The organism is Paenibacillus sp. FSL R7-0333 (genome assembly GCF_038000365.1).
GTDB classification, from domain to species: Bacteria; Bacillota; Bacilli; order Paenibacillales; family Paenibacillaceae; genus Paenibacillus_AQ; species Paenibacillus_AQ silagei.
Genome location: NZ_JBBOBZ010000001.1, coordinates 1780131 through 1804675, shown reverse-complemented (window position 1 = coordinate 1804675; position 24545 = coordinate 1780131). Strand labels below are relative to the sequence as shown.

At 51.7% G+C, this 24545-nt stretch carries 24 protein-coding genes; 4 read left to right on the top strand and 20 right to left on the bottom strand.

Annotated elements, in window-relative coordinates; genetic code table 11:
• Positions 1-27: 27 nt before the first annotated feature.
• From MKY86_RS07385 to MKY86_RS07365, 5 genes are all read right to left on the bottom strand, one after another.
• Positions 28-969 (bottom strand): 5'-3' exonuclease, encoded by a 942-nt coding sequence (locus MKY86_RS07385; protein ID WP_076083734.1) that lies wholly within the window; start codon positions 967-969, stop codon positions 28-30.
• A 27-nt stretch (positions 970-996) separates the two neighbouring features.
• Entirely contained in the window at positions 997-1362 is a 366-nt protein-coding gene (locus MKY86_RS07380; RefSeq protein WP_076083731.1) for an arsenate reductase family protein, read from the bottom strand.
• A gap of 485 nt (positions 1363-1847) precedes the next feature.
• On the bottom strand, positions 1848-2906 hold the full coding sequence (locus MKY86_RS07375) for an RluA family pseudouridine synthase (protein ID WP_076083728.1): 1059 nt from the start codon (positions 2904-2906) through the stop codon (positions 1848-1850).
• Positions 2903-3469, bottom strand: coding sequence for a cob(I)yrinic acid a,c-diamide adenosyltransferase (locus MKY86_RS07370; RefSeq protein ID WP_076083725.1), 567 nt, complete (start codon positions 3467-3469; stop codon positions 2903-2905). Before MKY86_RS07370 ends, MKY86_RS07375 begins: the two co-directional genes overlap by 4 nt.
• A gap of 139 nt (positions 3470-3608) precedes the next feature.
• The gene (locus MKY86_RS07365; RefSeq protein WP_083685636.1) at positions 3609-4403 is read right to left on the bottom strand and encodes a methyltransferase domain-containing protein; all 795 of its coding nucleotides are present in this window, start codon (positions 4401-4403) and stop codon (positions 3609-3611) included.
• 259 nt (positions 4404-4662) lie between these two features.
• On the opposite strand from MKY86_RS07365, the gene MKY86_RS07360 reads away from it, so the two are divergent.
• Positions 4663-6738, top strand: coding sequence for a methyl-accepting chemotaxis protein (locus MKY86_RS07360; RefSeq protein ID WP_076083722.1), 2076 nt, complete (start codon positions 4663-4665; stop codon positions 6736-6738).
• Between the two features lie 57 nt (positions 6739-6795).
• On the opposite strand, the gene MKY86_RS07355 is transcribed toward MKY86_RS07360, so the two are convergent.
• The 7 genes from MKY86_RS07355 to MKY86_RS07325 form a co-directional block, all read right to left on the bottom strand.
• Positions 6796-7707, bottom strand: coding sequence for an alpha/beta fold hydrolase (locus MKY86_RS07355; RefSeq protein ID WP_076083719.1), 912 nt, complete (start codon positions 7705-7707; stop codon positions 6796-6798).
• 34 nt (positions 7708-7741) lie between these two features.
• Positions 7742-8371 carry a TetR family transcriptional regulator gene (locus MKY86_RS07350; protein ID WP_083685634.1) on the bottom strand — a complete coding sequence of 210 codons (630 nt, stop codon included), beginning with the start codon at positions 8369-8371 and terminating at the stop codon, positions 7742-7744.
• A gap of 181 nt (positions 8372-8552) precedes the next feature.
• The gene (locus tag MKY86_RS07345) at positions 8553-8807 is read right to left on the bottom strand and encodes an aspartyl-phosphate phosphatase Spo0E family protein (RefSeq protein WP_340826675.1); all 255 of its coding nucleotides are present in this window, start codon (positions 8805-8807) and stop codon (positions 8553-8555) included.
• A 200-nt stretch (positions 8808-9007) separates the two neighbouring features.
• Positions 9008-10225, bottom strand: a complete 1218-nt coding sequence (locus MKY86_RS07340) for an aminotransferase class I/II-fold pyridoxal phosphate-dependent enzyme (RefSeq protein ID WP_076083713.1) — start codon at positions 10223-10225, stop codon at positions 9008-9010.
• Between the two features lie 13 nt (positions 10226-10238).
• The gene (locus MKY86_RS07335; RefSeq protein ID WP_036696743.1) at positions 10239-10730 is read right to left on the bottom strand and encodes an Lrp/AsnC family transcriptional regulator; all 492 of its coding nucleotides are present in this window, start codon (positions 10728-10730) and stop codon (positions 10239-10241) included.
• Between the two features lie 166 nt (positions 10731-10896).
• Entirely contained in the window at positions 10897-11295 is a 399-nt protein-coding gene (locus MKY86_RS07330; protein ID WP_076083710.1) for a spore coat protein, read from the bottom strand.
• Between the two features lie 36 nt (positions 11296-11331).
• Positions 11332-11565, bottom strand: coding sequence for a hypothetical protein (locus MKY86_RS07325; protein WP_036696741.1), 234 nt, complete (start codon positions 11563-11565; stop codon positions 11332-11334).
• Positions 11566-11753: 188 nt separating this feature from the next.
• On the opposite strand from MKY86_RS07325, the gene MKY86_RS07320 reads away from it, so the two are divergent.
• A complete protein-coding gene (locus tag MKY86_RS07320; protein ID WP_076083707.1) occupies positions 11754-12992 on the top strand; it encodes an NAD(P)/FAD-dependent oxidoreductase in 1239 nt (412 codons plus the stop codon).
• Between the two features lie 83 nt (positions 12993-13075).
• Here MKY86_RS07320 and MKY86_RS07315 read toward each other — a convergent pair whose 3' ends face one another.
• Positions 13076-14635 (bottom strand): flavocytochrome c, encoded by a 1560-nt coding sequence (locus tag MKY86_RS07315; RefSeq protein ID WP_076083704.1) that lies wholly within the window; start codon positions 14633-14635, stop codon positions 13076-13078.
• A 237-nt stretch (positions 14636-14872) separates the two neighbouring features.
• On the opposite strand from MKY86_RS07315, the gene MKY86_RS07310 reads away from it, so the two are divergent.
• Positions 14873-15685 (top strand): CPBP family glutamic-type intramembrane protease, encoded by an 813-nt coding sequence (locus MKY86_RS07310; protein ID WP_076083701.1) that lies wholly within the window; start codon positions 14873-14875, stop codon positions 15683-15685.
• A gap of 33 nt (positions 15686-15718) precedes the next feature.
• On the opposite strand, the gene dcuS is transcribed toward MKY86_RS07310, so the two are convergent.
• The 3 genes from dcuS to MKY86_RS07295 all read right to left on the bottom strand — a co-directional run bounded on the left by dcuS (position 15719) and on the right by MKY86_RS07295 (position 19352).
• Positions 15719-17332, bottom strand: coding sequence for a DcuS/MalK family sensor histidine kinase (gene dcuS / locus MKY86_RS07305; RefSeq protein ID WP_076083698.1), 1614 nt, complete (start codon positions 17330-17332; stop codon positions 15719-15721).
• 204 nt (positions 17333-17536) lie between these two features.
• Complete coding sequence (locus MKY86_RS07300) at positions 17537-17896, bottom strand: FMN-binding protein (protein ID WP_076083695.1); 360 nt, start codon at positions 17894-17896, stop codon at positions 17537-17539.
• 25 nt (positions 17897-17921) lie between these two features.
• On the bottom strand, positions 17922-19352 hold the full coding sequence (locus MKY86_RS07295; protein WP_076083692.1) for a flavocytochrome c: 1431 nt from the start codon (positions 19350-19352) through the stop codon (positions 17922-17924).
• 184 nt (positions 19353-19536) lie between these two features.
• On the opposite strand from MKY86_RS07295, the gene MKY86_RS07290 reads away from it, so the two are divergent.
• Positions 19537-19995: a hypothetical protein gene (locus MKY86_RS07290; RefSeq protein ID WP_076083689.1), complete on the top strand. Its 459-nt coding sequence runs from the start codon at positions 19537-19539 to the stop codon at positions 19993-19995.
• A 146-nt stretch (positions 19996-20141) separates the two neighbouring features.
• On the opposite strand, the gene MKY86_RS07285 is transcribed toward MKY86_RS07290, so the two are convergent.
• From MKY86_RS07285 to MKY86_RS07270, 4 genes are all read right to left on the bottom strand, one after another.
• Positions 20142-20861, bottom strand: a complete 720-nt coding sequence (locus tag MKY86_RS07285) for a response regulator (RefSeq protein WP_076083686.1) — start codon at positions 20859-20861, stop codon at positions 20142-20144.
• An 83-nt stretch (positions 20862-20944) separates the two neighbouring features.
• The gene (locus MKY86_RS07280; protein ID WP_076083683.1) at positions 20945-21403 is read right to left on the bottom strand and encodes a hypothetical protein; all 459 of its coding nucleotides are present in this window, start codon (positions 21401-21403) and stop codon (positions 20945-20947) included.
• Positions 21404-21624: 221 nt separating this feature from the next.
• Positions 21625-22134 (bottom strand): hypothetical protein, encoded by a 510-nt coding sequence (locus MKY86_RS07275; RefSeq protein ID WP_083685632.1) that lies wholly within the window; start codon positions 22132-22134, stop codon positions 21625-21627.
• A gap of 17 nt (positions 22135-22151) precedes the next feature.
• Positions 22152-24347, bottom strand: coding sequence for an RHS repeat-associated core domain-containing protein (locus tag MKY86_RS07270; RefSeq protein WP_076083680.1), 2196 nt, complete (start codon positions 24345-24347; stop codon positions 22152-22154).
• Between the last annotated feature and the right edge of the window lie 198 nt (positions 24348-24545).

The following is a 24545-nucleotide window of genomic DNA, read 5'->3' as shown; positions in this document are numbered from 1 at the left end:
TTGTTTGGTTTGCTGTCTATTCCGGCCTCAGCCCAGATCTCCCAGCTCAATCTGCACGATCCCCCGGTCATCCCGCACCTCGGCGATTCCGCCGATCAGATGCATCAGGCTGCCGAACTCCAGCTCCTGGAACTTGCGTGCCGCCGTATCCCGCTGCAGCTCCCAGAGACATTCGGCCAGCTCGCAGACTACCGGCACATCACAGCGGATCTCCGCCAGCTCCCGGGAGAGATGCAGCATGTCGAGATCCGCTTCAATCTTGGCGCGTACGCCCTTGGGCAGCAGATGCAGGTTCTCAATGACCCCTTCTACCGTGCCGTATTCGGTCAGCAGCTTGGTGGCCGTCTTCTCGCCTATGCCCTTCACGCCGGGATAATTATCGCTGGTGTCGCCCATAAAGCCCTTCAGGTCGATCACCTGCGCAGGAGTGAGGCCCCGTTCTGCCAAAAGCTCAGCCGGATCATACACTTTATAGTTAGAGCGGCCTTTTTTCATAATCACGACCTTGACGCTGTCATTCACCAGCTGGAGCATGTCGTGGTCCCCCGTTAGAATGTAGACCTCCGACTCCCCGCTGTAGCACGAAGCCAGTGTACCAATGCAGTCATCTGCCTCGTACCCGGCCAGCCCGATATTCGGCACGCCCAGCTCTGCCACAACCTCCTTCACGAGGTCGAACTGCGGGATCAGCTCCAGCGGAGCGTCAATACGGTTCGATTTGTAGCATTCATACTTCTCCGAGCGGAACGTGCCCTTGCCCATATCCCAGCAGCAGACCACATGTGAAGGCTCAAACGTACTCACCGCGTCGAAAAAATACTGCAAAAATCCATACACCGCATTCGTCGGCAGTCCGGCACGGGTCTTGCGGATATATCCACCATAAGAGGTAGCATAAAAAGCGCGGAACAGCAGAGCCATTCCATCGACGATCATGACCCGGCCCTTCATTTCTGTTGCTGTGCTCATGTGTAACCTCTCCTTGTATTCCTTAATTTAGGCGTTGCTCCAAGCTTCGGCGTACTGGTCTTCCTTGTAGCCTACCGTAACCTTCTTGCCGTCAGTGACTACCGGACGCTTAATCAGCATCCCATGTGCGGACAGCAGCGCAAGCTGCTCGTCTTCGCTTAAGTCTGCAAGCTTATCCTTCAGGCCAAGCTCCCGGTAGACCTCACCACTTGTATTAAAAAACTTCTTCAGCGGCAGCCCGCTGTGCTTCACCAGTTCGCGCAGCTCCTCCACGGTTGGGGGCTGCTCTGCGATATGCTGCAGCTCCAGCTCATGCCCTGCTTCCTTCAGCCATTTTACTGCGCTGCGGCAGGTGCTGCATTTCGGATATTGGTACACCTTCAAGTCACTCATCGGCTTCTCCTTCTTCTATTATAAAGTGCAGCAGTGATGCTAGTCCTACAGGTCGTCACTGCTGCTTATATGGTTGATTGGGTCGTCTGCATAACGGTGGCTTTTCCCGACCGGCAATACGATTGACATCACGACCGACCTCAGTAGGTGGAAATTGTACAACTATTCCTTCCAAATTCGCATCGTGGGAGGAAATAGTTGGATTTCAGGCATTTAAATCGGGAAAAATTGTTACTTTGCGGAGTTTAGGGCAATTTTAGTTGTACTTTTTCCACTTGCTTGCTGCGGAGCCGTCATATAGCTGAAAATAAGTGCAGCCTGGCACTTATTTACCTGCTGTTGTGCTCCAGCGGCGTCAGGAAGGTTACTGTATGAGCGGGCGTAGCATGTAAAATGCTGCATGCAGCTTAGCACATTCCTCCGGCTGTAACAACCAAGCTGCAAGCTGCTGCAGATGGCAGCTGCGGTCTGGACATGCCCAGCGCTTACCGCGCTGTCTGCCGGAGCTTCTCCTGCAGCAGCGCCATATCCGGCGGCAGCGGAGCCTCGAAGACCAGCTCGGCATGCGTCACCGGATGCCGGAAGGCCAGCCGCACCGCGTGCAGCGCCTGGCGCGGAATGGCCGCGTCCAGCTCCGCGACCTGCGCGAGCCGGGCGGCGTCGCCCGGCGGCAGCGCCGCGCCGTCTGCGGTCACCGCCAGCTCGCCCGCACGCCGCTCCTCGCCAGGCGCTGACGCCTCCGCCCGGCCGCCAGCCGCCTGCCCATACAGCGGGTGACGGTACATCCCGTCACCGATCAGCGGGCAGCCGACCGACCCCATATGCACCCGGATCTGGTGGGTGCGCCCGCTCTCCAGCTTCAGCTCAACGCGTGAAGCGGCGCTGCCATAGACCTCCTTGACCTCATAACGGGTCAAGGAGGGATAGCCGTCCGGCGTCACGATCCGCCGGTGCGGCTCCAGCGGGTCGCGGTCGATCGGGCCGTCGATATCGCCGCTTGGCAGAGCAGGAACACCGTGCACGAACGCGGTATACCGCTTGTCCACCGTTCCGGCGATCATCTGCTCGGAGATGTGCTGGTGGCTGTACGGGTTCTTGGCAATCACCAGCACCCCGGAGGTCTCCTGGTCCAGACGGTGGACGGGGCGGAAGCGGACCCGCTCGCCCTTCTCTGCCCAGTAATGAACCACTCCGTTCGCCAGGGTCTCGGTATAATGGCCGTGGGTCGGATGGACAATCATTCCTGCGGCCTTGCTTACCACAAGCAGATGCCCGTCCTCATACAGAATCTCGAAAGGAATCGGCTGCGGCAAAATATCCTCTGAGGTCTCCTCCTCCATCCGGATCTGCACTAGATCGCCGGTGCTAACCTTAACGCTGATATAGACACGCTCTCCGTTCAGTGTAATGCCGAGGTCCGTCATTTTGAGCCGGGAGAGCAGCTTGCGGGAGACATCCATCCGCTTCTGCAGGATGGTTTTGAGCAGCCAGCCGTCTTCAAGCGGCGGCACTGTATAGGAGATGGGCGGATAATAGCTGGTCATTTGTTCCGGAACACCTTTTTGCTGCGCAGATATTCTACTTCAGCAATCTCCAGCCGGGTATTGGCGGCACGGGCCAGAGCGAAGAAATAGTCGGACAGCCGGTTCAGATAGATTACCGCCTCAGGATTAATCTCCGCACTGCGGCCCAGCGTCACTGCCCGGCGCTCGGCCCGGCGGCAGACTGTCCGGCAGATATGCAGCACCGAGGACAGCTGGCTTCCGCCGGGCAGAATGAAGCGCTCCAGCACCGGATTCTCGGCCTGAAGCGCATCGATCCAGCCTTCCAGGCGGGTGGCCATCTCGCTTTTTACCTTATAGCGGTTCTCACTCAGCTTCACGAATGCCAGATCCGATCCGCAGTCAAACAGCTCATGCTGAATCTCCAGCAGCTGCTCGCGGACATCTATAAACCGCTCGTCCTCCATCAGGCTCCGTGCCTGGCCAACGAAGCAGTTCAGCTCGTCAATGGTGCCGTAAGCCTCGACGCGGACATCGTCCTTGCCTACCCGGCCGCCAATCACCGAGGTCTCCCCCTTATCCCCCGTACGCGTATAGATCGCCATGATACTTCCCTCCTAAGTTGCAAATCGCATAGTAATAGTGTAATCGTTCTTAGGTAGGGTGGCAAACAAAGATCAACTTTTCCGCTATGTAAATAACTCCCTTAAGAGGAAGCCTTAATTGTCACTTGCTCCACCCGCTTCATGGCTTACGAAAAGTAATGCAATACATCAGGCCCTTGCACACCTCCTTGTACTCTACCTCCAGCATCTCCGGCGGAATCAGCCCAAGCATCTCCGGCAAGTCCGCTCCCTCTGCAAAATACCCCTTAACCACCGGCACCTTCCCGTACGTTCCCTTCACCAGCTTCTGCGTCTCATCGGCAATCATCAGCCTTGTGCCCGGCTTCGCCACCCGGATCATCTCCAGTACCGCAGCATGCGGATCACTGAAACAGTTGATTCCGCCGACATGGTACACGCAGTCAAAGCTGTTGTCCTGAAAAGGCAGCCTCTCAGCAGTCCCCTGGAACAGTTGTGCCTCCAGCTTCCACCGCCGCAGATTGCGTACCGCCTGCTTCAGCATTCCGCTGGAAATATCCAGCCCGTACAGCTCGGCGTTCACGTTACCAGTTTTCACGTTCTTGGCCTTCATGTTAAGGTACGGGAAATTATCGCCGCTGCCCACCGAGGTCTCCAGCACACGCTGACCGCCGCGCAGCTCAAGCGCAGACAGGAACTGCTCTCTATAGCTGCGTTCTCCGCCGAACTTCAGCGCGAAATACAGCTTGTTAGACAGCCGGTAGAAGCGGGCAATCCGGTTGTACAGCTCCAGGTACTTCCGGTTACTGCCTGCGGCATCTCCTTCCTCCATAAAAGCCAAATACCCGTGCTTCCACGGATACTGCCGTCCATTTGCCGGATTGACCGCCCCCGTACTAACCAGCTTAAGCTCTTCATATGTATTCGGGTCTCTCAACAGCTGATCATGCAGCATGAATATCTTCCTCTCCTGACACCGTACGGTTCAAGCCCATACTTTGTGATGTTCGTGAATATTCATTATATGCCTACAATTGGAAGCGGACATCAGTCCCGGGTCTGCCGCCGTCTCCGCCTCTAGTCGTAACCCTTAGACTCGGGATTTACGACATTATTTTATTTTTTTCGACAAAAAGTAACAACAAAATCAGTTCTCCAGCCGATGATATTCAATACAGGTATAAATAGCTTCACTATCTAATGGGGGGATTAACATGGCTAATGTTGTTCACAAGGGGATTTCCAGGCTCCGGTTCAAAAGCATACGTATGAGAACATTTGCATTCATCCTGCCCATCTTTCTGATCACGCTGGTGCTGGTCGCTCTGTTATCGTACATGTATTCCAAAAGCATTATCCAGCGCGAGGTTAAGCAAAAAATGAATGTGCAGATATCAGATATTTCTAACGAAATTAATGCGAACTTAAATGTGCACAGCAAGGTTCCCGAGGTTCTGGCAAGGACGCTGGAGAGTCGCGCTGCGGAATTCACACTGGATCAATACCGTACCATGCTGTCTAGTGCGCTGAAGGCCAATCCGGATACATATGGTGTGGGCATTTATTTTGAACCCGGACGGTATGACAGCAAGCTGAAGTACTTCTCCACCTATGCCCACCGAGACGGCGACAAAATTGTGACAACTGAGCAGTACAATGACCCCGATTACAATTATCACGGGCAGAACTGGTACACTATCGGCAGAGACCATGCAGCGTTTACAGATCCATTCTACGACACAATTACAGGGACAACGATGGCTACGTTTACTGTTCCTTTCCGGGATACCACGAATACCTTGCTGGGTGTCATGGCCGGCGATATCGATCTCAAGACGCTGCAGAGCAGGATCGAACAGACCAAGGTGGGGAATACAGGCTGGGCGTTCCTGCTGGACAAGCAGGGGAATTACATTGCCGGAACGGATGCCGAGAAGAATATGCAGCTGAAAATAACAGATGAAAAAAGCGCAAGTCTGTCCGCAGCGGGAGCAGAAATGCTTCAGCAGAATCAGGGGATGGTCACCTATGCCGATTCCGGCGGGACCATCCAGATGTATTATGAAAAGCTGCCGGATACCGGCTGGACCGTGGGTCTTGCCATGCCGGAACAGGAACTGTATGCGCCGCTTAAAGGGCTGCTAAGGTCTATTCTGCTGGTTAGCTTTGCAGGTCTTATCCTGACGGTAGCAGCCGTATATCTATACAGCCGCTATATTACCCGTAAGCTGACTCGGGTCAATGAGATGTCCCGGCAGATGGCTGCCGGAGACTTCACCGGGAAGCTGGAGGTAGACAGTGAGGATGAATTCGGCAATATGGCCGGGCATTTGAACCAGATGATTACCAATCTGAGCAGACTCCTGGGGACCATTGCCGATCACTCGCTGCAAGTCGCCTCGACCTCGGAGGAATTAATGTCGAGTGCCAATCAGACCAATCACACCACAGAGGCCATTGTGGAGAATATTCAGGATCTCTCAGCCGGAGCGGATCAGCAGATGCAGTCCACCCGCGAGTCTGCAAGAGCGATGGAGGAGATGGCCGCCGGTGTGCAGCGGATCGCGGAGGCCTCAATGGACACCGCAGCAGCGGCTGGGCGGGCGGCGGGCCAGGCACAGAACGGGTATTCCGTCATTACGGAGGCGGTGGACCGGATGGAAGAGATGGAGCGGACCGCCGCAGATGCTTCCAGCATGATTACCTCTCTTAGCGCACAGTCCCAGCAGATCGGCAACATCATTGGTCTAATCAAAGGCATCAGCGACCAGACCGGCATGCTGGCCTTAAACGCGGCGATTGAGGCCGCCAGAGCAGGCGAATACGGGCGGGGCTTCTCCGTGGTGGCCGGTGAGGTGAAGAAGCTGTCCGAGCAGACGGCCGAAGCCGCCGGGCATATCAGCACCCTGATTCTTGAGATCCAGCAGGGCAACCGTGCCGCAGCCGATGCGGTGCTGGCGAATGCCGGCGCCGTTCAGGAAGGCTCGCGGATGGTAGGCGAGGCCGGGCGTCTGTTCACGGATATTCTCGGCGGCATCGGCGAGATTAACACCCAGGTTCATGAGATGTCTGCTTCCTCCGAGCAGCTGCTGGCCGGAACCGAGGAGTTGACCTCCTCCGTGGCGGAGATGGCTGAAGTGGCGAAACAGGCCGCAGAGCGTTCACAGAGCGCTGCCGCGGCCTCTGAGGAGCAGCTCGCCTCCATGGAGGAGGTAGCCGCAGCCTCTACCGAGCTGGCGAAGATGGCCGATGGGCTGCAGCAGGCAGTGGCCACGTTCAAGGTAAACTAACAGAGAGGCAGTTCTAACAACCCCCTGATAGGTCTCCGGACCAGCACAGGGGGTTATTTATATAGATTCACTCCCCTCACTCCCTTCACTCCCCTTCAAAAAAGCCACCAGCTCCCGGTTCACCCGCTCCGGCTGCTCATGATTCACGCCGTGACCGGCGTCCGGGATAACCGTGTAGCGGAACCCGCCAGCGTCCAGTGTACTAGTGAGCTCCCGCTTCTGCTTCAGCTTATAATCTCCCAGCAGGAAGTATAGCTGATCCCGGAACATAACCGCTTTCTCTTGTTCGTAGGGCTGAAGCTTATGGGCGAACATCGCCTGCTGGTTATGATTCTGCATTAACAGCACCAGATGCTCCCCGACTTCGGGATGCTTGTCGAACAGGCCTGAGGCCGGGGAGCTGAGCTTGCGGGCTGCCCTGAGCAGATTGCTCCGCGTAGGAACAAGAATCTCCGGGAACATCATCATCAGCGTATGTATCATGCTTTTAATTGGAGAAATGATTATTCCTCCCTCCATGCAGACAGCCTTCAGCGCTCTTCCCGGCCCGTTCACCGTGTAATTGAAGGCCATATATGCTCCGTTCGACACTCCTGCCACACAGAATTGGTCAAGCTTCAGTCCATCTGCGACCTTGTTAATCCAATCCACCTGGTCAAAGGTCCGTTTATGGAGCAGCTCACCTGGAACACTCTTCCCCGGTCCTCCCAGCGTATCTATCGCAATGCAGCGAAAATGCCGGGACAACTCCTTCATATTCAGCAGCCACATCACGGCCGAATTATCGCCTACCCCGTGTAATAGGAGCAAGGGCGGTGACTCCGGCTCTCCCGCTGTTATACAATGAGTTGTCCCATAAGGGGTCTCCACATCAAGCTCCTGAAATTCCGTCCCCCACGCGTCAAGCAGCTCGTTATAGGACCTTAGAACCTGTTCTTTGCCGGACTCGCTTTTAAATACCTTGATCATAGTAGATTCCACCTTTTCCGATTTGGGATGGGTGCTATCGATCTTTTTTCATGAAACGCAAAACCAGTTCAGTAGAGGGGAAAGGCGCAGCAGAGGTAGCCTGCAGCCTTGCTATACCAAGCCCCTGTATGAATGAAAAATACGCGATGGCAATCTCCACCGGATCTCCCGGTACAATCTCCCCTGCCTGCTGCCCGGCAATAATTAAGGGAACAAGCCGCTCAAAGGGCAGCATGATCTTCGCCTTCGCTACAAGCTTGGCCTCCTCTGGAATCGCCTCCGAGGTAGCCGTCTGGAGCAGAATTAGCCGAAAATGCTGCATAGAGATACTATCCGGGGACAGGAACGCCTCTGTCAGCCACGTGATCCGTTCCATCGGACTTCCCTCCAGCTCCGCAGCATATTGCACCGACATTCCGGCGCCATCCGAGGCCATTTCAACAATTTTGGTAAAAATCTCATCCTTCGATTTGAAATACATATAGACGTACCCCTGGCTAAAGCCTGCACTGGCAGCGATATCCTTGATCTTAGTCCCGGCATAACCCTTCATGGAGAATACCTCTACAGCATGTAGAATGATTTGCCGTATAGTCTTATCCGGAGCTAATTGTTCAAAGCCTTCCGTAAATTTACGTTCCAGCCATTTGCTGTTGTCGCTCACAATGACCCTCCCTCCGAAATGAATGACTGTTCATTCATTATACAGCGAGAGAATATTTATGTAAATTAATATAAAAGGAGGATGTCGAGGGAGAACCATAGCATGTAACCTCATAGCTTGAATTGCAAAAAAACGGACATCTCCCCAAAGGAAGACATCCGCTTCGTATAGTCGTGCTGGATTAATTGCTCTTGCGGTGGCGGCCTCTCATATACTCATTAATCTTGAGATCCAGCAAGCTGCTGACTGCTATTACATTATCCGAGGTAAAGGACTTCTCCTGCATAAAGAGCTGTTCCATTCTGCTGCGGAGCATCTGAATTTCATCTTCCAGCGAGAGCCTGCGTGCATTCGCATCTTCTCTGGCAGGAGGTCGCCCGCTTCCGGAGCCACATTTCCCGCCAAAGGAGGATAAGTAATAATCTGCGCTCAGCACAATCACCCTTCCTGATGTAGTATTGCGCGTCATCCAGATAAGAACTGTGTGGTTCTATGCAACCAGATATGAAGCGCCTTTATTCCCGGAATAAGAGGTCCATGTAAGTGTATTACAGGTGTTTCTTGTCCTTAGAGTAAAATAATACCATATCAGAAGGTGATCGGCTATAGTTCTATTTACTTCTTTGTCGAGCCTTGTCAGGCCCCTTCCCGGGCCAGCTGTGAGACCAATGCCCCAATTCGCTCAACCGCTTCATTCAACTGGGACACCGAGGTGGCATAGGAGCAGCGCAGATAGCCTTCCCCGCCCAGACCGAAGACACTTCCCGGAACAGCAGCGACCTTATATTCAAGCAACAGACGCTGAGCGAACTGGTCGGAGGTCAGGCCGGTGGTCTGGATACTCGGGAATGCATAGAAGGCACCCTGCGGCTCATGACACTCAAGTCCCGCCTCCCGCAGCCCCTTGACAATCAATCGGCGGCGCTGGTTATACGAGTCTGTCATGCGGTCCTTCTCTTCCATTCCGTTGGTAAGGGCCTCCAGCGCAGCCACCTGGCCCATCGAAGGCGCACACATGACGGTATACTGGTGAATCTTCAGCATGGCGGAGATCAGGTCCGGGTGACCGCAGGCATAGCCCATCCGCCAGCCGGTCATGGCGAAGGCCTTAGAGAACCCGCTGACCAGGATCGTCCGGTCAAGCATCCCCGGCAGCGAAGCGAAGCTGACATGGTTGCTTCCATACGTAAGCTCGGCATATATCTCATCCGAGATGACGATAAGATCATGCTTCTCGACTACCTTGGCAATCGGCTCCCAATCCTCCCGGCTCATGATCGCGCCCGTCGGATTGCTTGGATAGCAGAGAATCAGAATCTTCGAGCGCGGGGTAATCTTGGCCTCCAGATCCTCGGCTGTCAGCTTAAAGTTATTCTTCCCGAAGGTCTCAATGCCTACCGGAATACCGCCGCCGATGGCCGTAATCGGAGAATAAGAAATATAACAAGGCTCGGGAATCAGAATCTCGTCTCCCGGAGAGATCAGGGCACGCAGGGCCAAATCAATGGCTTCGCTGCCGCCGACCGTGGCGATAATCTGGTTCGCCGGATCATACTTCACGGCGAAGCGGGTCTCCAGATACTCGGCAATACCCTCGCGGAGCTCGGGCATTCCGGCATTGGAGGTGTAACCGGTGAAGCCTCGTTCGAGCGAATAGACGCAGGCTTCCCTGACATGCCAGGGTGTCTTGAAGTCAGGCTCGCCGACACCCAGCGAGATAATATCCTTGCTGCCTGCCGCCAGATCAAAAAACTTGCGGATGCCCGAAGGCTGAATCTGCTGGACCAGCGGGGCCAAATAAGAGTTCATCGACTTGCCTTTATCTCCTGTGTGCTGTGCGTTATTAATGATCATGACATTACATCCTTCACGGAGATATCATCAGACGGTTGTCTTCCTCATGCTCTTCAAAGATGATACCGTCCTGTTTGTATTTTTTGAGCGTAAAATTAGTCTTCGTAGAGAGCACAGCATCAATCGGTGACAGCTTCTCGGACACAAAGTTAGCAACCTCGCGCAGATTGCGGCCTTCCACTTCCACCAGCAGATCGTAAGCGCCGGACATCAGATAGACGGATTTAACCTGCGGATACAGATAGATCCGTTCGGCAATGCCCTCGAAGCCGCGGCCCCGTTCCGGCGTAATCTGCACCTCGATCAGTGCCGTCACCCGTTCATCATCGACTTTGTCCCAATTGACAACCGTCGCGTATTTCACAATGACATGATCCTGCTCCATTTCGGCGATCACGGTCTTGACATCTTCTTCCTCCGCACCAAGCAGGGTCGCCATTAATGCCGTTGAGCTTCGCGCGTCCTCCTTGAGCAGTTCCAGCACTTTCCTCTTCAATTCATTCATTCTTAGGGCCTCCTGCAAAAAAGAGTTTAGTATTAATATGACATGAAAAGTACCGTTCTGCAAACAAAATAACCCCGCCGAGGCGGGGCTATGACTTCATTCCCTTTGTATTTTCTCCTGCATGGCCGGGGAAGCGCTCTAATGCTTCACAGGACCATCGCCAGGGTTACATATAATAGGAACCGTTATGATGCTGCTGGACGTTCGGCTGGTGCTGCTGAACATTCGAAGCCTGGTTATAGGCTCCTGCCCCGCCTGTTTTCTCACGCACGAACTGCTGCAGCTTCTGCTGGGTCTGCTGGGCACTCTGAATCTGCTTGTCCACATCCTGGCGCAGTGCCTTGCCCGGAACGGTGTACATGTTCATTTGCGACATCTTCATGTACAATTCCCCCTGAATTCTGAGGGTATCCATGGTCAAATCATTGAATACCCGTCTTACAGCGGGACAGTTCGATTCTGTTGCTGCTGTGGTGTACTCGCGGACTGTCCGCTTCAGATCGGCCAAAATCGTGTAGAGTAAATCTTCATCCGCCATAAACGGCGTTCCATTCTGTGCGTACACAGTAAAACCTCCTTTAGAATTTGTGGGTTATCCCTGTTATTGCGGCTGCGATGGTGCGTACTGCTGATGCTGATGGAGCAGCTGGACCAGCATATCCATATGATGGGTATGACTCTGAATCTGCTGGATGCAGATCCCCTGCACGGCCGAGTTCTGAGTGGTTCCGGCTGTAGCCGCGAGCTGCTTAATCAGCAAATCCTCATTGGAAATGGAATCGGCGATATACTCCAATTCTTTTCCGCTAAGTGCCTGCATTTGGTTAGATTGCATGTTCGGTATTCCCTCCTTCTGGTTGTTCAAGCGTTCCTTAGTATGCTTCCGGGGAAGGCTGTTTATGTGCCCGAAGGTACATTAAGCAAGCTCACATATGATGAATAATCCTTAAGGTCTTGACGCATGAGACTCTTCAATAGTGCAAATAATACTACTCTGAATGACATAAAGGAGCGAACAGATCTATGAAACTCGTCAGCGGGCAACTGCCCTGGGAACACACACTGCCTGAGCCTCCGGTATATCCGGTGCTTGAGGAAGATATAACCTGCGACTGTCTCATTGTAGGCGGCGGGATGGGCGGAGCGATGATGTCTTACCGCATGTCCCTCAGTGGAGCAGATACCGTTCTTATCGATAAAAGAACGATCGGTACCGGAAGCTCCCACGCCAATACGGGACTGCTGCAGATCGCCAACGACAAGTCGCTGACAGCTTGCATGAATACTTTCGGGGAAGAGAATGGCGTGTTGTTCTACAAGCTGTGCCAGCAGGCCATGCGTGCGATTCTTGACCTGCCCGGCAAGCTGGACATCGATCCGCAGATTATTGAGCGCAGCAGTCTGCTGTATGCCAGTACGCCGGAAGATGTTGCTATGCTGAAGCTGGAGAATGAGAATCTGGTGAAGCACGGCTTCGATTCGGATTTCTGGGAGGAGGAGAATATCCGTGCCCATTACGCCTTCTCCAAACCAGGTGCGCTGTATGCTAAAGGAGATGCGGAGACTAATCCGCTGCGCACCGTACACAGCCTGATTCATAAAGCGCACTCCGGCGGAGTCCGGGTCTATGAGCAGACCGAAGCCCTTCATTATGATTACAATGCCGACGGAGTCATCTGTCATACTGCAAACGGCCGGATCTTCGCCAAGAAGGTGGTGTTTGCTATGGGGTATGAGACCCAGGAGATGAAGAAGGACCGGGGGGCAGAGCTGATCAACACCTATGCTATTATGACCGAGCCTCTGCCGCATCTTCCAAAATGGCATGAGCAGAGCCTGCTCTGGGAAACGGCCCGGCCTTATCTGTATTTCCGGACTACTCCTGAAGGCCGGATTATCGCCGGCGGCAAGGATGAGCAGCTTACCAGCGTGGAGCGGCGTGAGGTAAGGGTCCTCTCCCAGTGTGAGCGTCTGGTCGAGGAGCTTACGGCCCTGTTTCCGGAACTTCAAGGAATCAAGGCCGAATATTCCTGGGGAGCGGTCTTCGGCTCCACCCGTGACGGACTGCCTTATATGGGGCCGCACCCGGAATTCCCGCATTGCTACTTCATTGAAGGCTATGGCGGAAACGGCACGGTCTACAGCATGATTGCCGCCGAGCTGCTTGCCGATACGCTGGCCGGCAAGAGCCGTCCGGAGCTGGAGCTGTTCTCGCTGACCCGGTCGGCCAAGCCTGCGCCTTCCCCGGCGATACAGCCTTAGAGCTGCAACACAGAAAGGGATGCCCGCATAGCCTGATGGCTGCGGAGCATCCCTTTTACATGAGAACAATATAGAATAATAGCTTATTGCGCTTTTACAAATTCAGCCGACTTAATCCCTGCCTGACGTCCGAAGATAATAATCTCGGCTACTGAGTTCCCGCCAATGCGGTTCTCGCCGTGCAGCCCGCCGACCACTTCTCCTGCCGCGAACAGGCCCGTAATCGCCTTGCCGTCTTTGTTCAAGACCTCAGTGTTGGTGTTGATCACCACTCCACCCATCGTATAGTGAATACCAGGGCCGATCTGGATGGCATAATACGGAGCACTGGACAGATCATTATCCATACCGGTAGCTCTGCCGAACTCGGCATCCGACTTACTTTTCACCGCACCGTTCCAAGTATCCACGGTGGTCTTAAGTGCAGCAGCCGGAACCTTCATCTGATCCGCCAGTGCCTCGATGGTATCTGCGGTCTTGACTACACCCATCTTGATGTATTGATCTACCGCCTTGACACGGGATTTCACTCCGGCGTCGAACACGAGATAAGCGGATTTCTCAGGAAGTGTATTAATGGAAGCCGTCACCTTGTCACGGGTATCCATCTCATTGCCGAAGCGCTTGCCCTCAGCAGATACAAGAATAGCCCCTTCTCCCCGGACCGCTTCACCGATCAGGTAGGATTTCTCCTGCTGTACAGTCGGGTGAACCTGAATCTGATCCAGGTCCACGGTAGTTCCGCCGACCTTCTCAATCATGGCAATGCCGTCGCCGGTGCTGCCAATCTGGTTGGTCGTTACCAGTCCTTGCAGATCCGGGCGAACCTTGGCAATCAGTTCCTTGTTGGCACCGAAGCCCCCGGTGGTTACGATAACTGCTGCTGCGCTGATCGTTTTGTCATCAGCCTGGTTGAACAGCACCTTCACGCCGTTCACCTTACCGTCCTGTACCGTAAGCTCCTTCACATCCGCATTGACGAACAGCGGAATTCCCTGCTCCTGAACATTGCGGACAAGTCCTGCTACAAGATATTGTCCCACTGCCGAGCCGTCCTCCGGACGATGGGTACGCTTCTCCTTCATACCGCCGGTAATTGTAATATTGTTCAGGCGGATTCCGATGGAATCGAGCCAGTCAATGGCACCTGCGGATTGATCCACGAAGAAGTGCAGCAGCTCCTTATTGTTCGTATCATGTCCGCCCTTAAGGGTCTCTTCATAAAACAGTTCGTTGCTGTCTTCGATGCCCTGCTCCTTCTGGAACTTGGTCTGCGAAGCATTCATCCCTGAGGAGGATTTGGTTGTATTGCCGCCGGCTACCGGCATTTTCTCTAAGATAACCGGGTTCATGCCGGCCGCTTTGGCTTCCAGCGCAGCAGACATTCCCGCACCGCCTGCGCCGACGATAACGATATCATATTTATCTTTTAATTGATCGTACGGAGTATAGCTCGCTTCGGATGCTCCCGACACGGCTTCTGCTGTCTCTTTAGGTGCAGCCGTTGCTGCAGGCTCTGTGGTCGCGCTGTTTGTTCCCTTGCTCTCATTCTTGCTGCTGCCCGCATTGTTGTTTCCGCAGCCTGCAATAACAAGCATCACGGAGAGAATGAGGATAAGCGCCGCTGTTAATCTCTTATTCATGTGAGTTGTGCCCCCTTGTGCATATTTTCACAATTATCATAGCGTCAAAGAAGCGGTTTGTGGAACCTTCCGTAAATTATTAAAGAGTTTTGTAACTAAAGTAACCAAATTAACTAAATAGCTGTACGGATGGCTGACTGCGTAAGAGTGAGAGAATTAACTTCGCTCCGGTCAGATTTATGATAGGCTTTCCCGGTCTGCATACATAACTGAAGTATCCGGAAGGAGAAGGAAGTATTGAATACCGAAAGTAACCTTAGAACGGTATGGATTATGTTTAGTGTATTTGTATTGCTGTTTCTGTTGAATTTCGGCATTCACAGCAACAATCCCGCCCCGACAGCCAGAATGTGGCTTCTGCTGGGTGTATGGGTATTCTTCATCAGCGTGCTGCTGCTTGTAAAACACAAGCTGCCGTCAACGCGGCAGATTCTGCTCTCTGTCCTGCTAGCCGCTGCTGTAGCAGCAGCCTATATCAATCTGTCTCTCTTCTCTATGATTGAGGTAAGCCTGCTCACGTTAATGGCATCGTTGGCTGTATTAAGCACCTTCAACCAGTATAGCGAAGGGAAGCTTCGTTTCCTCAACATAACCAGCGCCTCAACAATCTTCATGAGCCTATTCGTGGGAGCCGCCGCTGGAATTCTGCTCGGAATCATCAATCTAATGCTGAGCGGACAAAGCCTCGATGGATTCAGCCTGAAGCTAATCTATTTCAGAGTGGCGCTCAGTCCGGCCATTTATGAAGAACTAGCCTTACGTACCTTGTTCTATGCCATGTGCCTGTCCCTGACGCACGGCAGAGCTGATACCAGAGCCCAAAAATTCACAGTCTGGTTCATGATGATCGTTCCGCATGTGCTGGTCCACACGCCGGACAGCTTCATTCAGGGTGGAATCATCTCCGGCATCATCAGCACTCTCATGTATATCCTACTGTTCGGCCTGCCCTTTGCAATACTGCAACGCAAGCGCGATCTGACCTCTGCCATGCTGGCACATGGTACAGTAGATATAATGCGGTTCTGTTTCCTGGGTCTTCCGCTCTAGTAGAGGGGGTGCTTCGGTAGGGTACGGCACAGTTCACACACCCTCCTCCTCCTTCACCTCATAAGGCACATCCACGATAAAATGTGCTCCCGGCCCGCAGCCGGCGGCAAGCTCAAGATGACCCTTGAGTTTGTCTACACTTTTCTTCACCAGATATAGGCCGATTCCCCGCTGTTCACCCTTGGAGGAGTAGCCCTGAACGAAGATCTTCTCCTTCAGGCCTGCCGGAATTCCCGGACCGTTATCGCTAACCTCGCATAGCAGCCGCCCTTCTTCATATTGAAAAGCAAGCTCCACGCGCTTCACGGGTTGCTCGCGGAGCTCCCCCAGCGCCTCCAGAGCATTATCCAGCAGATTGCCGGCAATCGTAATCAGCTCATGAATCACCTGCGGATCGGCAGGCTCCGGCAGATAGCTGTCTCCGGTCAGCAGCAGCTCGATTCCCGCTTCGCGTGCCCGGCTCAGCTTCCCCAGCAGAAATCCCGCCATCACCGGGTCCTTGATCTGTCTCGTGATCGACCCGATCTCCTTCTGGTAATTGCTTACCGTTCCCAGAATATATTGCTGCAGCTCATCATACAGGCCCATATGGGTCATACCCATAATGACATGCAGCTTGTTCATGAACTCATGGGCACCGGAGCGCAGCGCTTCTGCATAGACCGAGACTCCCGACAGCTTCTCCGCCAGCACAGCCAGCTCGGTTTCATCCCGGAAGGTAGCAATCGCGCCAACGATGTTCCCGTTCACCCGGACTGGCAGGCTGTTCACCAAAAGAGAGCTGTCTCCCAGCTCCAGCTCCCGGTCCTGTATCCCCTCTCCCTCAGCCAATACCTGCTCAAGACCCAGCTCCGGCCAATACTCGGCAATCTGCCGGTTCATGGCGCTCCCGCCAATCCCCGCTGCCCTCAGAAGCCGCTGCGCCTCCATATTAAGGATGGTGATCCGCGCCTCCTGATCTACGGCAATAATTCCCTCGCGCGTGGATTCCAGCATCGCACTGCGTTCCTGGAGCAGCTTGGAGATGTCCTCCGGCTCCATCCCGAACACCATCCGCTTAATCCGGGCTGCCAGGATGAATGCTCCTCCCGCTCCAAGCAAAGCTCCCGAGACCAGAATCGCAATAATCGTCCACTCATTCATCAGGACCAGCCGCTCGACCCGCTCCAGGGACAGACCGGCAATGACCACTCCCACCTGATGCCCCCGGTTGTTATAGACCGGCACGAAGCCGCGCAGGGATCTGCCGAGCGGCCCGGCCCCTTCGGAGATACTCTCCCCTCCGCGCAGCGATATCTCCTGACCGCCTCCCGCAAAGGGCAGACCGACCAGCGAGGCATCCGGATGGGAATAGCGGATACCCTTCATATCTGTCACTACCACGAACATAATATCATTACGGCGGGCGATTCTTGAGGTGTAGTCCTGAATCTCCTTGCTGTTGCCTTCACTGAGTCCCTCCGAGACCAGCGGAATCAGGGCGATGGTACGGGCAATCGTAATCGCCTTATCCTCCAGTGCCTGCCGGGTCTGCGGAATAATCTGATTGCGGAAAATAAAATATAAAATCAGCAATACCAGCAGAACAACGGCAGACACCATGACGGCAATCATTGTGCGCAGACTGTAGCTTTTTTTCCTGGCCACTGGTGCGAAGACCTCCCTTCATGTCCCATGTTCCTATACCATTCGAACTATATTAGTTGAACCTGAATTTGTAAAGCTACTCCCGGGAATCGCTTCCTGGGGATGGAACTATGCAGCAAGCCCAGCCGTTCTGCCGGAGACAGGAGGGCTGGGCTTGCTCGGGTGATATGACCACAACTCTTTTATAAGCAATTGAATGATGACTTACTGCTTCTTGGCCTGTTCCAGCGCCTGGGTCACCGCTTCAATAATTCCGCCGCTGGAGCCGGAAGCACCTGAGAGGGCGTCTACGCCTTCTGTGGTTTGCTTTTCAATAATTTCAGGAATCGTATTCTCCACGGCCGCATCGATCATCGCCTGCGTCTCCTTATGCTCCTCTACGGTAATAGCGTCGATCTTCTCATCCTTGATCTCTACCGCCACTTTAATATCACTCTTGACCCCTTTGCCCTTACCATCATATGTCCCGTCCACATACTTGCCGGAAGATGAAGAGCAGCCCGCCGTTAATACTGTTGCAGCCGCGAGGGCAGAGAACAGCAAGGTTTTTGTCCACTTGTGCATGAGTAATTCCTCCTTCTGAAAGTTCCTATTTCTTAAGTGCCTTCACAGCTTCATCCGCTGCAATCCGCCCGAAGGTAGTGATGTCTGCCAGTGCATTACCGCCCAGACGGTTCGCGCCGTGTACTCCGCCGGTTACTTCGCCCGCAGCATACAGCCCGGCAATGACCTGATCCTTGGTATCCAGTACCTGAGCCTGAGTGTTAATCGCTACTCCGCCCATGGTATGGTGGATTCCCGGTGTTACCTGAATTGCATAATATTTACCCTTTTCAAAAGACAGCTCAAGATCCGGCCGTTCAAACTCTGTATCCTTACCGGAAGCAACGAAGCCATTATACGTTTTCAGTGTATCCGCAAGTGCTTTGCCATCTACACCAATCTGTGCCGCCAATTCTTCAGGTGTTGCCGCTTCTTTGACCAAATCCATTCCAAAGTAAACCTCAGTTGCCTTCAGGTTCGCACGCAGTTCATCATTGAAGATCAGATAAGCTACTTTGCCGGACTGGGCCAGAATATTCTGGGACACAACATCGCGGGTCAGCAGTTCATTCGTGAAGCGCTTGCCTTCGCTATTGACCAGAATTGCACCGTCTCCGCGTACCCCTTCTGTGATCAGCACGCCTTGATTCGGAATGGTGGTCGGATGAATCTGAATCTCCTTCATGTCTACCAGCTTGGCACCGATCTTCTCTGCCATCGTTGTACCATCACCGGTTGCGCCCGGATGGTTAGTGGTGGAGAACCCTTCCAGCTTCGGCTGATACCCCTTGATCATGTCCATATTAGCTCCAAAACCGCCGGCCGCCAGAATAACGGAATTCGCACTGATCGTGTACTGCTTGCCATCCTTATCCGTCACCTTCACTCCGGTAACCACGCCGTCCTTATTCTTGACGATCTCATCGGCAGTCGTCCGCAGGCGCACATCAATTTTGTACTCCTCCAGCTTCTTCTTCAGCGCGACTACGATGAAATTCCCTGCTGCTTCTCCGCCTGCCGGACGGTGAATCCGGTTCACGCTTGCCCCGCCTGCGCGTCCCACCTCAGACAACTCGGCTCCATTCTCCTTCAGCCACTCCACCGAAGCCGCCGCGCCGTTCGTAAGCGTTCTGACCAGATCCGGGTTATTGAGATTCTTGCCGCCCTTCATGGTATCTTCGAAATGCAGCTCCGGACTGTCTTTGATACCAGCCGCTGCCTGATAAGGTGTTCCTGCCGCATTCAATCCGCCTTCCGCACGGACGGTGTTTCCTCCAAGCATAGGCATTTTTTCGACTAGTATCACCTTGGCTCCCTGATTATGCGCTTCAATGGCAGCAGTCATTCCCGCGCCGCCGCCGCCGATAATTACGATGTCCGTAGACTCCCCTTTGGTGCTGTTACATGCAGGCAATACCACCAGACTTGCCAGCAGCAGCCCCTTGCCCAGCAGGCTTCCCCATCTCTTTCTGTTCATTCTGTTCTCCTCCAATTGTAATTGTGCATATTTTCACAATCATCATAACCTGAAGGAGCGCTGACAAGAATATTTAGTAATTAAAGAAATGATAAAGTAAATAAAGGTAGTGAATTTGCTTGAATGTGTTTATAGATTTATAATTGGAGCTTATACAACCGTATCACTAGGAGGAGCAGAAACTATGGAAAAAAGCGAAAAATATTGGCTGGCCGGTGCTGTTCTGGCAGCAGCCGGTGTCTCCCTGATGAGCTACACCGCGAGCCGCTATACTTCATTCAAAAGAGTAGTTACCCGAACCGTCCGTCTGGAAGATATCGCCGCTCTGGAAATTACCCGCCTGTCTTCTGTTCCCGGTGAACAGAAGGACGTTGTGCTTACTGAGCCGGAAGCGATTAAGCAGATCTACGATGATTTCTCCGGCGTCCGCCTGATGAAATCCGCCCGCAATGTGAGCACAGACAACAAGTACAGCTATTACATTACCATTGTCCAGGCCGACCGGAAGCAGCGGTTCGACATTATTTTGAAGGGCAAGCATCACATGATTATCTATGACAATGACATGAACAACCCGCACCTGGTAGCCTATAAAATCATTAACGAGTTCAGTCCGCTGGCTCTGCAGCAGGCCTTCGATTGATTCTGCGCACGCTTATGTATGGCATAGCTTACTAACCTTCACAGCTAATGTGACGGCTATATGGAGTCATGGAACGCCTGGGGCAGCCTTGAGGCAACCGTGACTCCGTTTTAATTGTGCGGCCGGCTCCTTCCGGCCCTAGCTGCTTATAGATATTTACGGATAAGTTCATGCCCTTCAGGCCTCACCTTATACATATACACCGGCCTGCCTACCGCCCCGTAGCTAAGCTCCATCTCCAGAATCCCTGCCTCCGTCAGAAAAGCCAGATATTTGCGGACCGAGATCCGCGAGATGGGCGCATGGCTGCTGATATCCTCCGTAGAGAACACCGGGCTCTCCAGCCGGCTAATCGTGCTCCAGATGCTGTCCAGTGTGCCTTCGGCAAGCCCTTTGGGTAGCGGCAGGGCAGCGTACTTCTCCTCTTCCGTCCCGAGCGAATGCCGCAGCAGCTTATCCAGCTGCTCCTGGCTTAGATGCTCCTTGTGCATCAGCTTATAATCTTCACGATACGCCGACAGTGCCGCCTGAAACCGGGCAAACTCAAACGGCTTGATCAAATAATCCACGGCCCCGTTCTGCAGCGCTTTGCGGATGCTGGCATTGTCACTGGCGGCGGAGATCACTATGATATCCACCTTGCTCCCCTGCTCCCGCAGCGCAGAGAGCAGCTGCAGCCCGCTGACACGCGGCATATAAATATCCAGCAGAATCAGATCCACCTGCTGCTCCTCCAGCAGAATCAACGCCTCATCCCCCGTCGCAGCCCAGCCTACATATTCAAAGCCCGGAACCTGCTCCAGATAATGGCGGTTGAACTTCGCCACCATCGGGTCATCCTCTACGATCAATACTTTAATGTTCATGGGTTCTCCTTTTCTTTTGTAACATAGGACTATACTTTACCAGCTTCCCTCCTTACGATAAGCCGCGGAACGGAATCACGTTTTTACAAATTATCTGACCTTATAACAGTATACGATTCAACCAAACTACATTCCATTTCCCAATTCTCTCTATTCATAATAAATGTTTTCCCTGTATTTTCATCTAAAATTTCAGCCATTGTTGCCACTTCACATACTAACGCAATGTGCCTAGCCATCCACTGGGAAATATCATACATTCGATCATTAAATATTTCTTGAAATGAATCGGTTGTGAAAACTTCAAGTATATACTGATAACCCGGCCACTTCTCACAGTTTTCTATTGTCTTCAAAACCATCTCAAATCCAAGAACCTCTGCGTAACCCACCCAATCATAAGGTTCTTCTTCTATATTGTCATACCTAAAATCTAGAATATTCAGCCCTTCCTTTAAATTTAAACCTAACTCCTCTAAAGAGCCTTCGTACTGTATGAACACCTTTGATTGTGCGCCAAAAACTTTATCCGAAGTATCCAATGTAACCTAACCTCCTAATTGCTTGCAGGGCTATTACCGTATTTGCCATAAAGAATATCACTTTAAGGGGATTACTCCAGCACCCGTTTGTTCGCAGGAGTAAGTTAGCAGAACCTATTCTTTTTTCTGTAAACATTTTTTTCTGAAGGCCTGCCCCCTTCTAAAAAGAAACCCTGAAAGGCAAGAGCCAATCAAGGTCCAAAAATAAATAATATAAAAAGTTACTTCACTTCACCAAAACTTAAATGCTGTTTAGGAATATCTTTAAATATTAGAATTTCTGGATTAGGGTACGGCTTTTCACGTAAATAATCAGAAAATTTCATCATAGTTCCCCAATACTGTTTACAAATCTCCTTCATTGTTAACCCTGTATAAAATGAATCTCTTTCCTCTTCGTCCACTAACAAAACATCATAATAATACTGATCTGTAACCAAAGATGCGATATCAGAATCAAATACCATTAGCTTATCTGTAAAGTTCTCAACTTTCAGATATTTTCCTTCTTTAGGCAAATTGAGATGACAACGAATCGACTTGCTAAACACTACCCAGTCAGGGATTCCATCTGGTTTATTATCATACAAATATTTATCTGAACAGAGTGTCGATGCTGACTTAACATTATAAACTTTTTCGTAACTAATCCCTTGCTTTAAATACACGTTTTCAGAAACATAGTGTGGATGATTTTTAGGACGAATATAAAAATAGAAGTATTCTTGCATATTTCCCCACCTTTCTTTTAATCTCTTGGTATAAAAGGAAAATTAGTGCTTTTCCTAGGGTCTGTTAGATGATCAAATACTCTGTGGCTTCCCGTTGGAGTATCAGGTGTACTTATATTTCCGTTGTATTCTTTTTTATAAATTGATACTCTACTGCCGTCTGGATACAATTTGGTAACCGCATGATCTGGATTATACATAGTATCAAGAGTGATCTCCTCAATATCAACATCTTTTCCGTATTGTGATTTATTTTTTGTTGATGCTGTATTTGGGTCATATGCATGTTTTTGTCCATGATCACCTAATGAATTCTGTTGTGAATTAAATCCACCATTTTCCTTGTAAGGTACATTAGATTTATTACTGATTGTTCCAGCATTTTGGGTAGCTTTCCCCGCACCCTCAGCCTGCATCCTAAGATTAACTGAATTAGCCGCCTTAACCTCATCATCCGTCAGAGTGGTTGGAATACCTTGTTTTCTCAGTTTACTATACAGCCCACTCGGGCTGTTCGACAACATCTCCTGAACAGTCTGATTCCCTACTGCTGCACTAGTTTGCTGCGCTGCTTTCTGGATCGCTTTACTTCCAGCTATTTCTGCTGCATCCTTTACCACAGCTGAAGTGAAAAATTTCGCTGTTACTTTTTCCGTTAACTGGATAGTACCTTTAACGCTAGATTTAACAATTGCAGACCCACCAAAAGTAGCGGCAGTAAGCAGCAAGTTAGCAGAACCTGCACTTCTTTGCAGGAACGATTTGTCCTTACCGAAAGCAAGCTTAGCATCGTCGCCTATCATTAGGTTAAACGTATTTACAACTAAGTTCTTCGTTCCATTTTTAATCGAATTAAATACAGATCCGCTGCCCGAGCTCTTTGCAGCAGACTTAACAGGTACAGGATCTTTCTTCACGGCTGCTTTAGTTGCCTGGAGAACTTGTTCCTCTTTCTTTACTTTTTTCAGATCTGCTGCCAAAACTGTATTTTGCTGCTGCAGCTTTGATATTGCAGCGGCGGCTGCACTTCCTGCTGCTGATGGACGTGAGCTACTAGTTGAGCCACTGTTTGATGTTGCCGGCGGCTTTGTTACCGTGGCTGGTGGAGTTGCCTTATTATTATTTACTGGCTTCGACGAAGCCGACTTCGTCGAATTCTGTCCAGGCTTCGCTGGTGCTGCCGGCTCTTGTTTTGGAGGCGGTGTAGACGCCTTCTTTTGAGCCAGGTACAGATGCTCCTGGAGGTCCGCAGCAGCGTCATTACGATTAATCTGGCTTTGAATAGAGCTTGACGTTGCTTTATGGCCAGTCGGATCGATATACTGGATCGGATCATTATTAGCATAAGTGTAGAGATTGAGACTGAGCGGATTATTGTCTTCCCCCCAGTAGCTGTCTTCTGACAGGAAACGCCCGATGTATGGATCGTAGTAACGTGCCCGCAGGTAGTACAGCCCTGTCTCCCCATCATAATACTCTCCTGCATAACGGATGGATTCCGAATAGGACTCGATGCTTAAAACAGGATTACCAAAGACATCATAATCATATTGGTTCTGCACTTCTCCTGCAGATGTTACAGTCTGCACAACATCTCCGTGTCCATTGAACAAATAGTAGGTATATGCCTTAGCTTGATTCATTCTGGCAATGTAGTTAATACCACGGATGTAACGGACATTGAGCTTGCTGCTTCCGTCCATCTCCAGAATCACGTGCTGACGGTCATATACATAATTCGTTTCCTTTGTTATATTCCCTGCTTTAGCACTGCTTACCATTTTCTTTACCCGTAAGCCGTCACCATTATAAACATAATCTACAGTTGTTCGGTCTCCCGCCTTCACCTTGACAGCTTTGGTTAAACGGTTGAACCCGTCATAGGCTTGAGTTACTTTTTCGATAAGACTATTAATTTCTTTAGTCTGTGCCTCGTAAGTATCTCCCCCGGTAGACTGGTGCATTGCTGTTGTATGAGGCTGGGTATAGGCTGTCCGTTGACTAAGCTCATTCCCGTTCTTATCAAAAAGATAATCTACAGTTTTGAGCAGCAACTCCTTCCCTGTTGTATCGCTCATCCGCTCTTCAAGCTTCATCAACTGATTACTTGAAGAATACAGATACTCACTCTTCTTCAATTTATACTGAAGTGCTTGCTTGGTATCCGGGAAGATATAACTGCTAGGCTGCAGCGAGGTGTAGGTCTCCAGCATAGACTGCCGGTTTCCTGCCCCGTCATAGGCATAGACTATCGTCTTTCCTGGTGCTTCTACCTGCTTAATACGACCAGCATCATCGTAGCTGTATGCAGTTGATCCAAAACTATCTGTCTTGGTAATCTGCCGGCCAGCATCATCATAGGTATAACGGTAACTGGATATTTCAGAACTGTTAATTTTAGAGTGAATTCG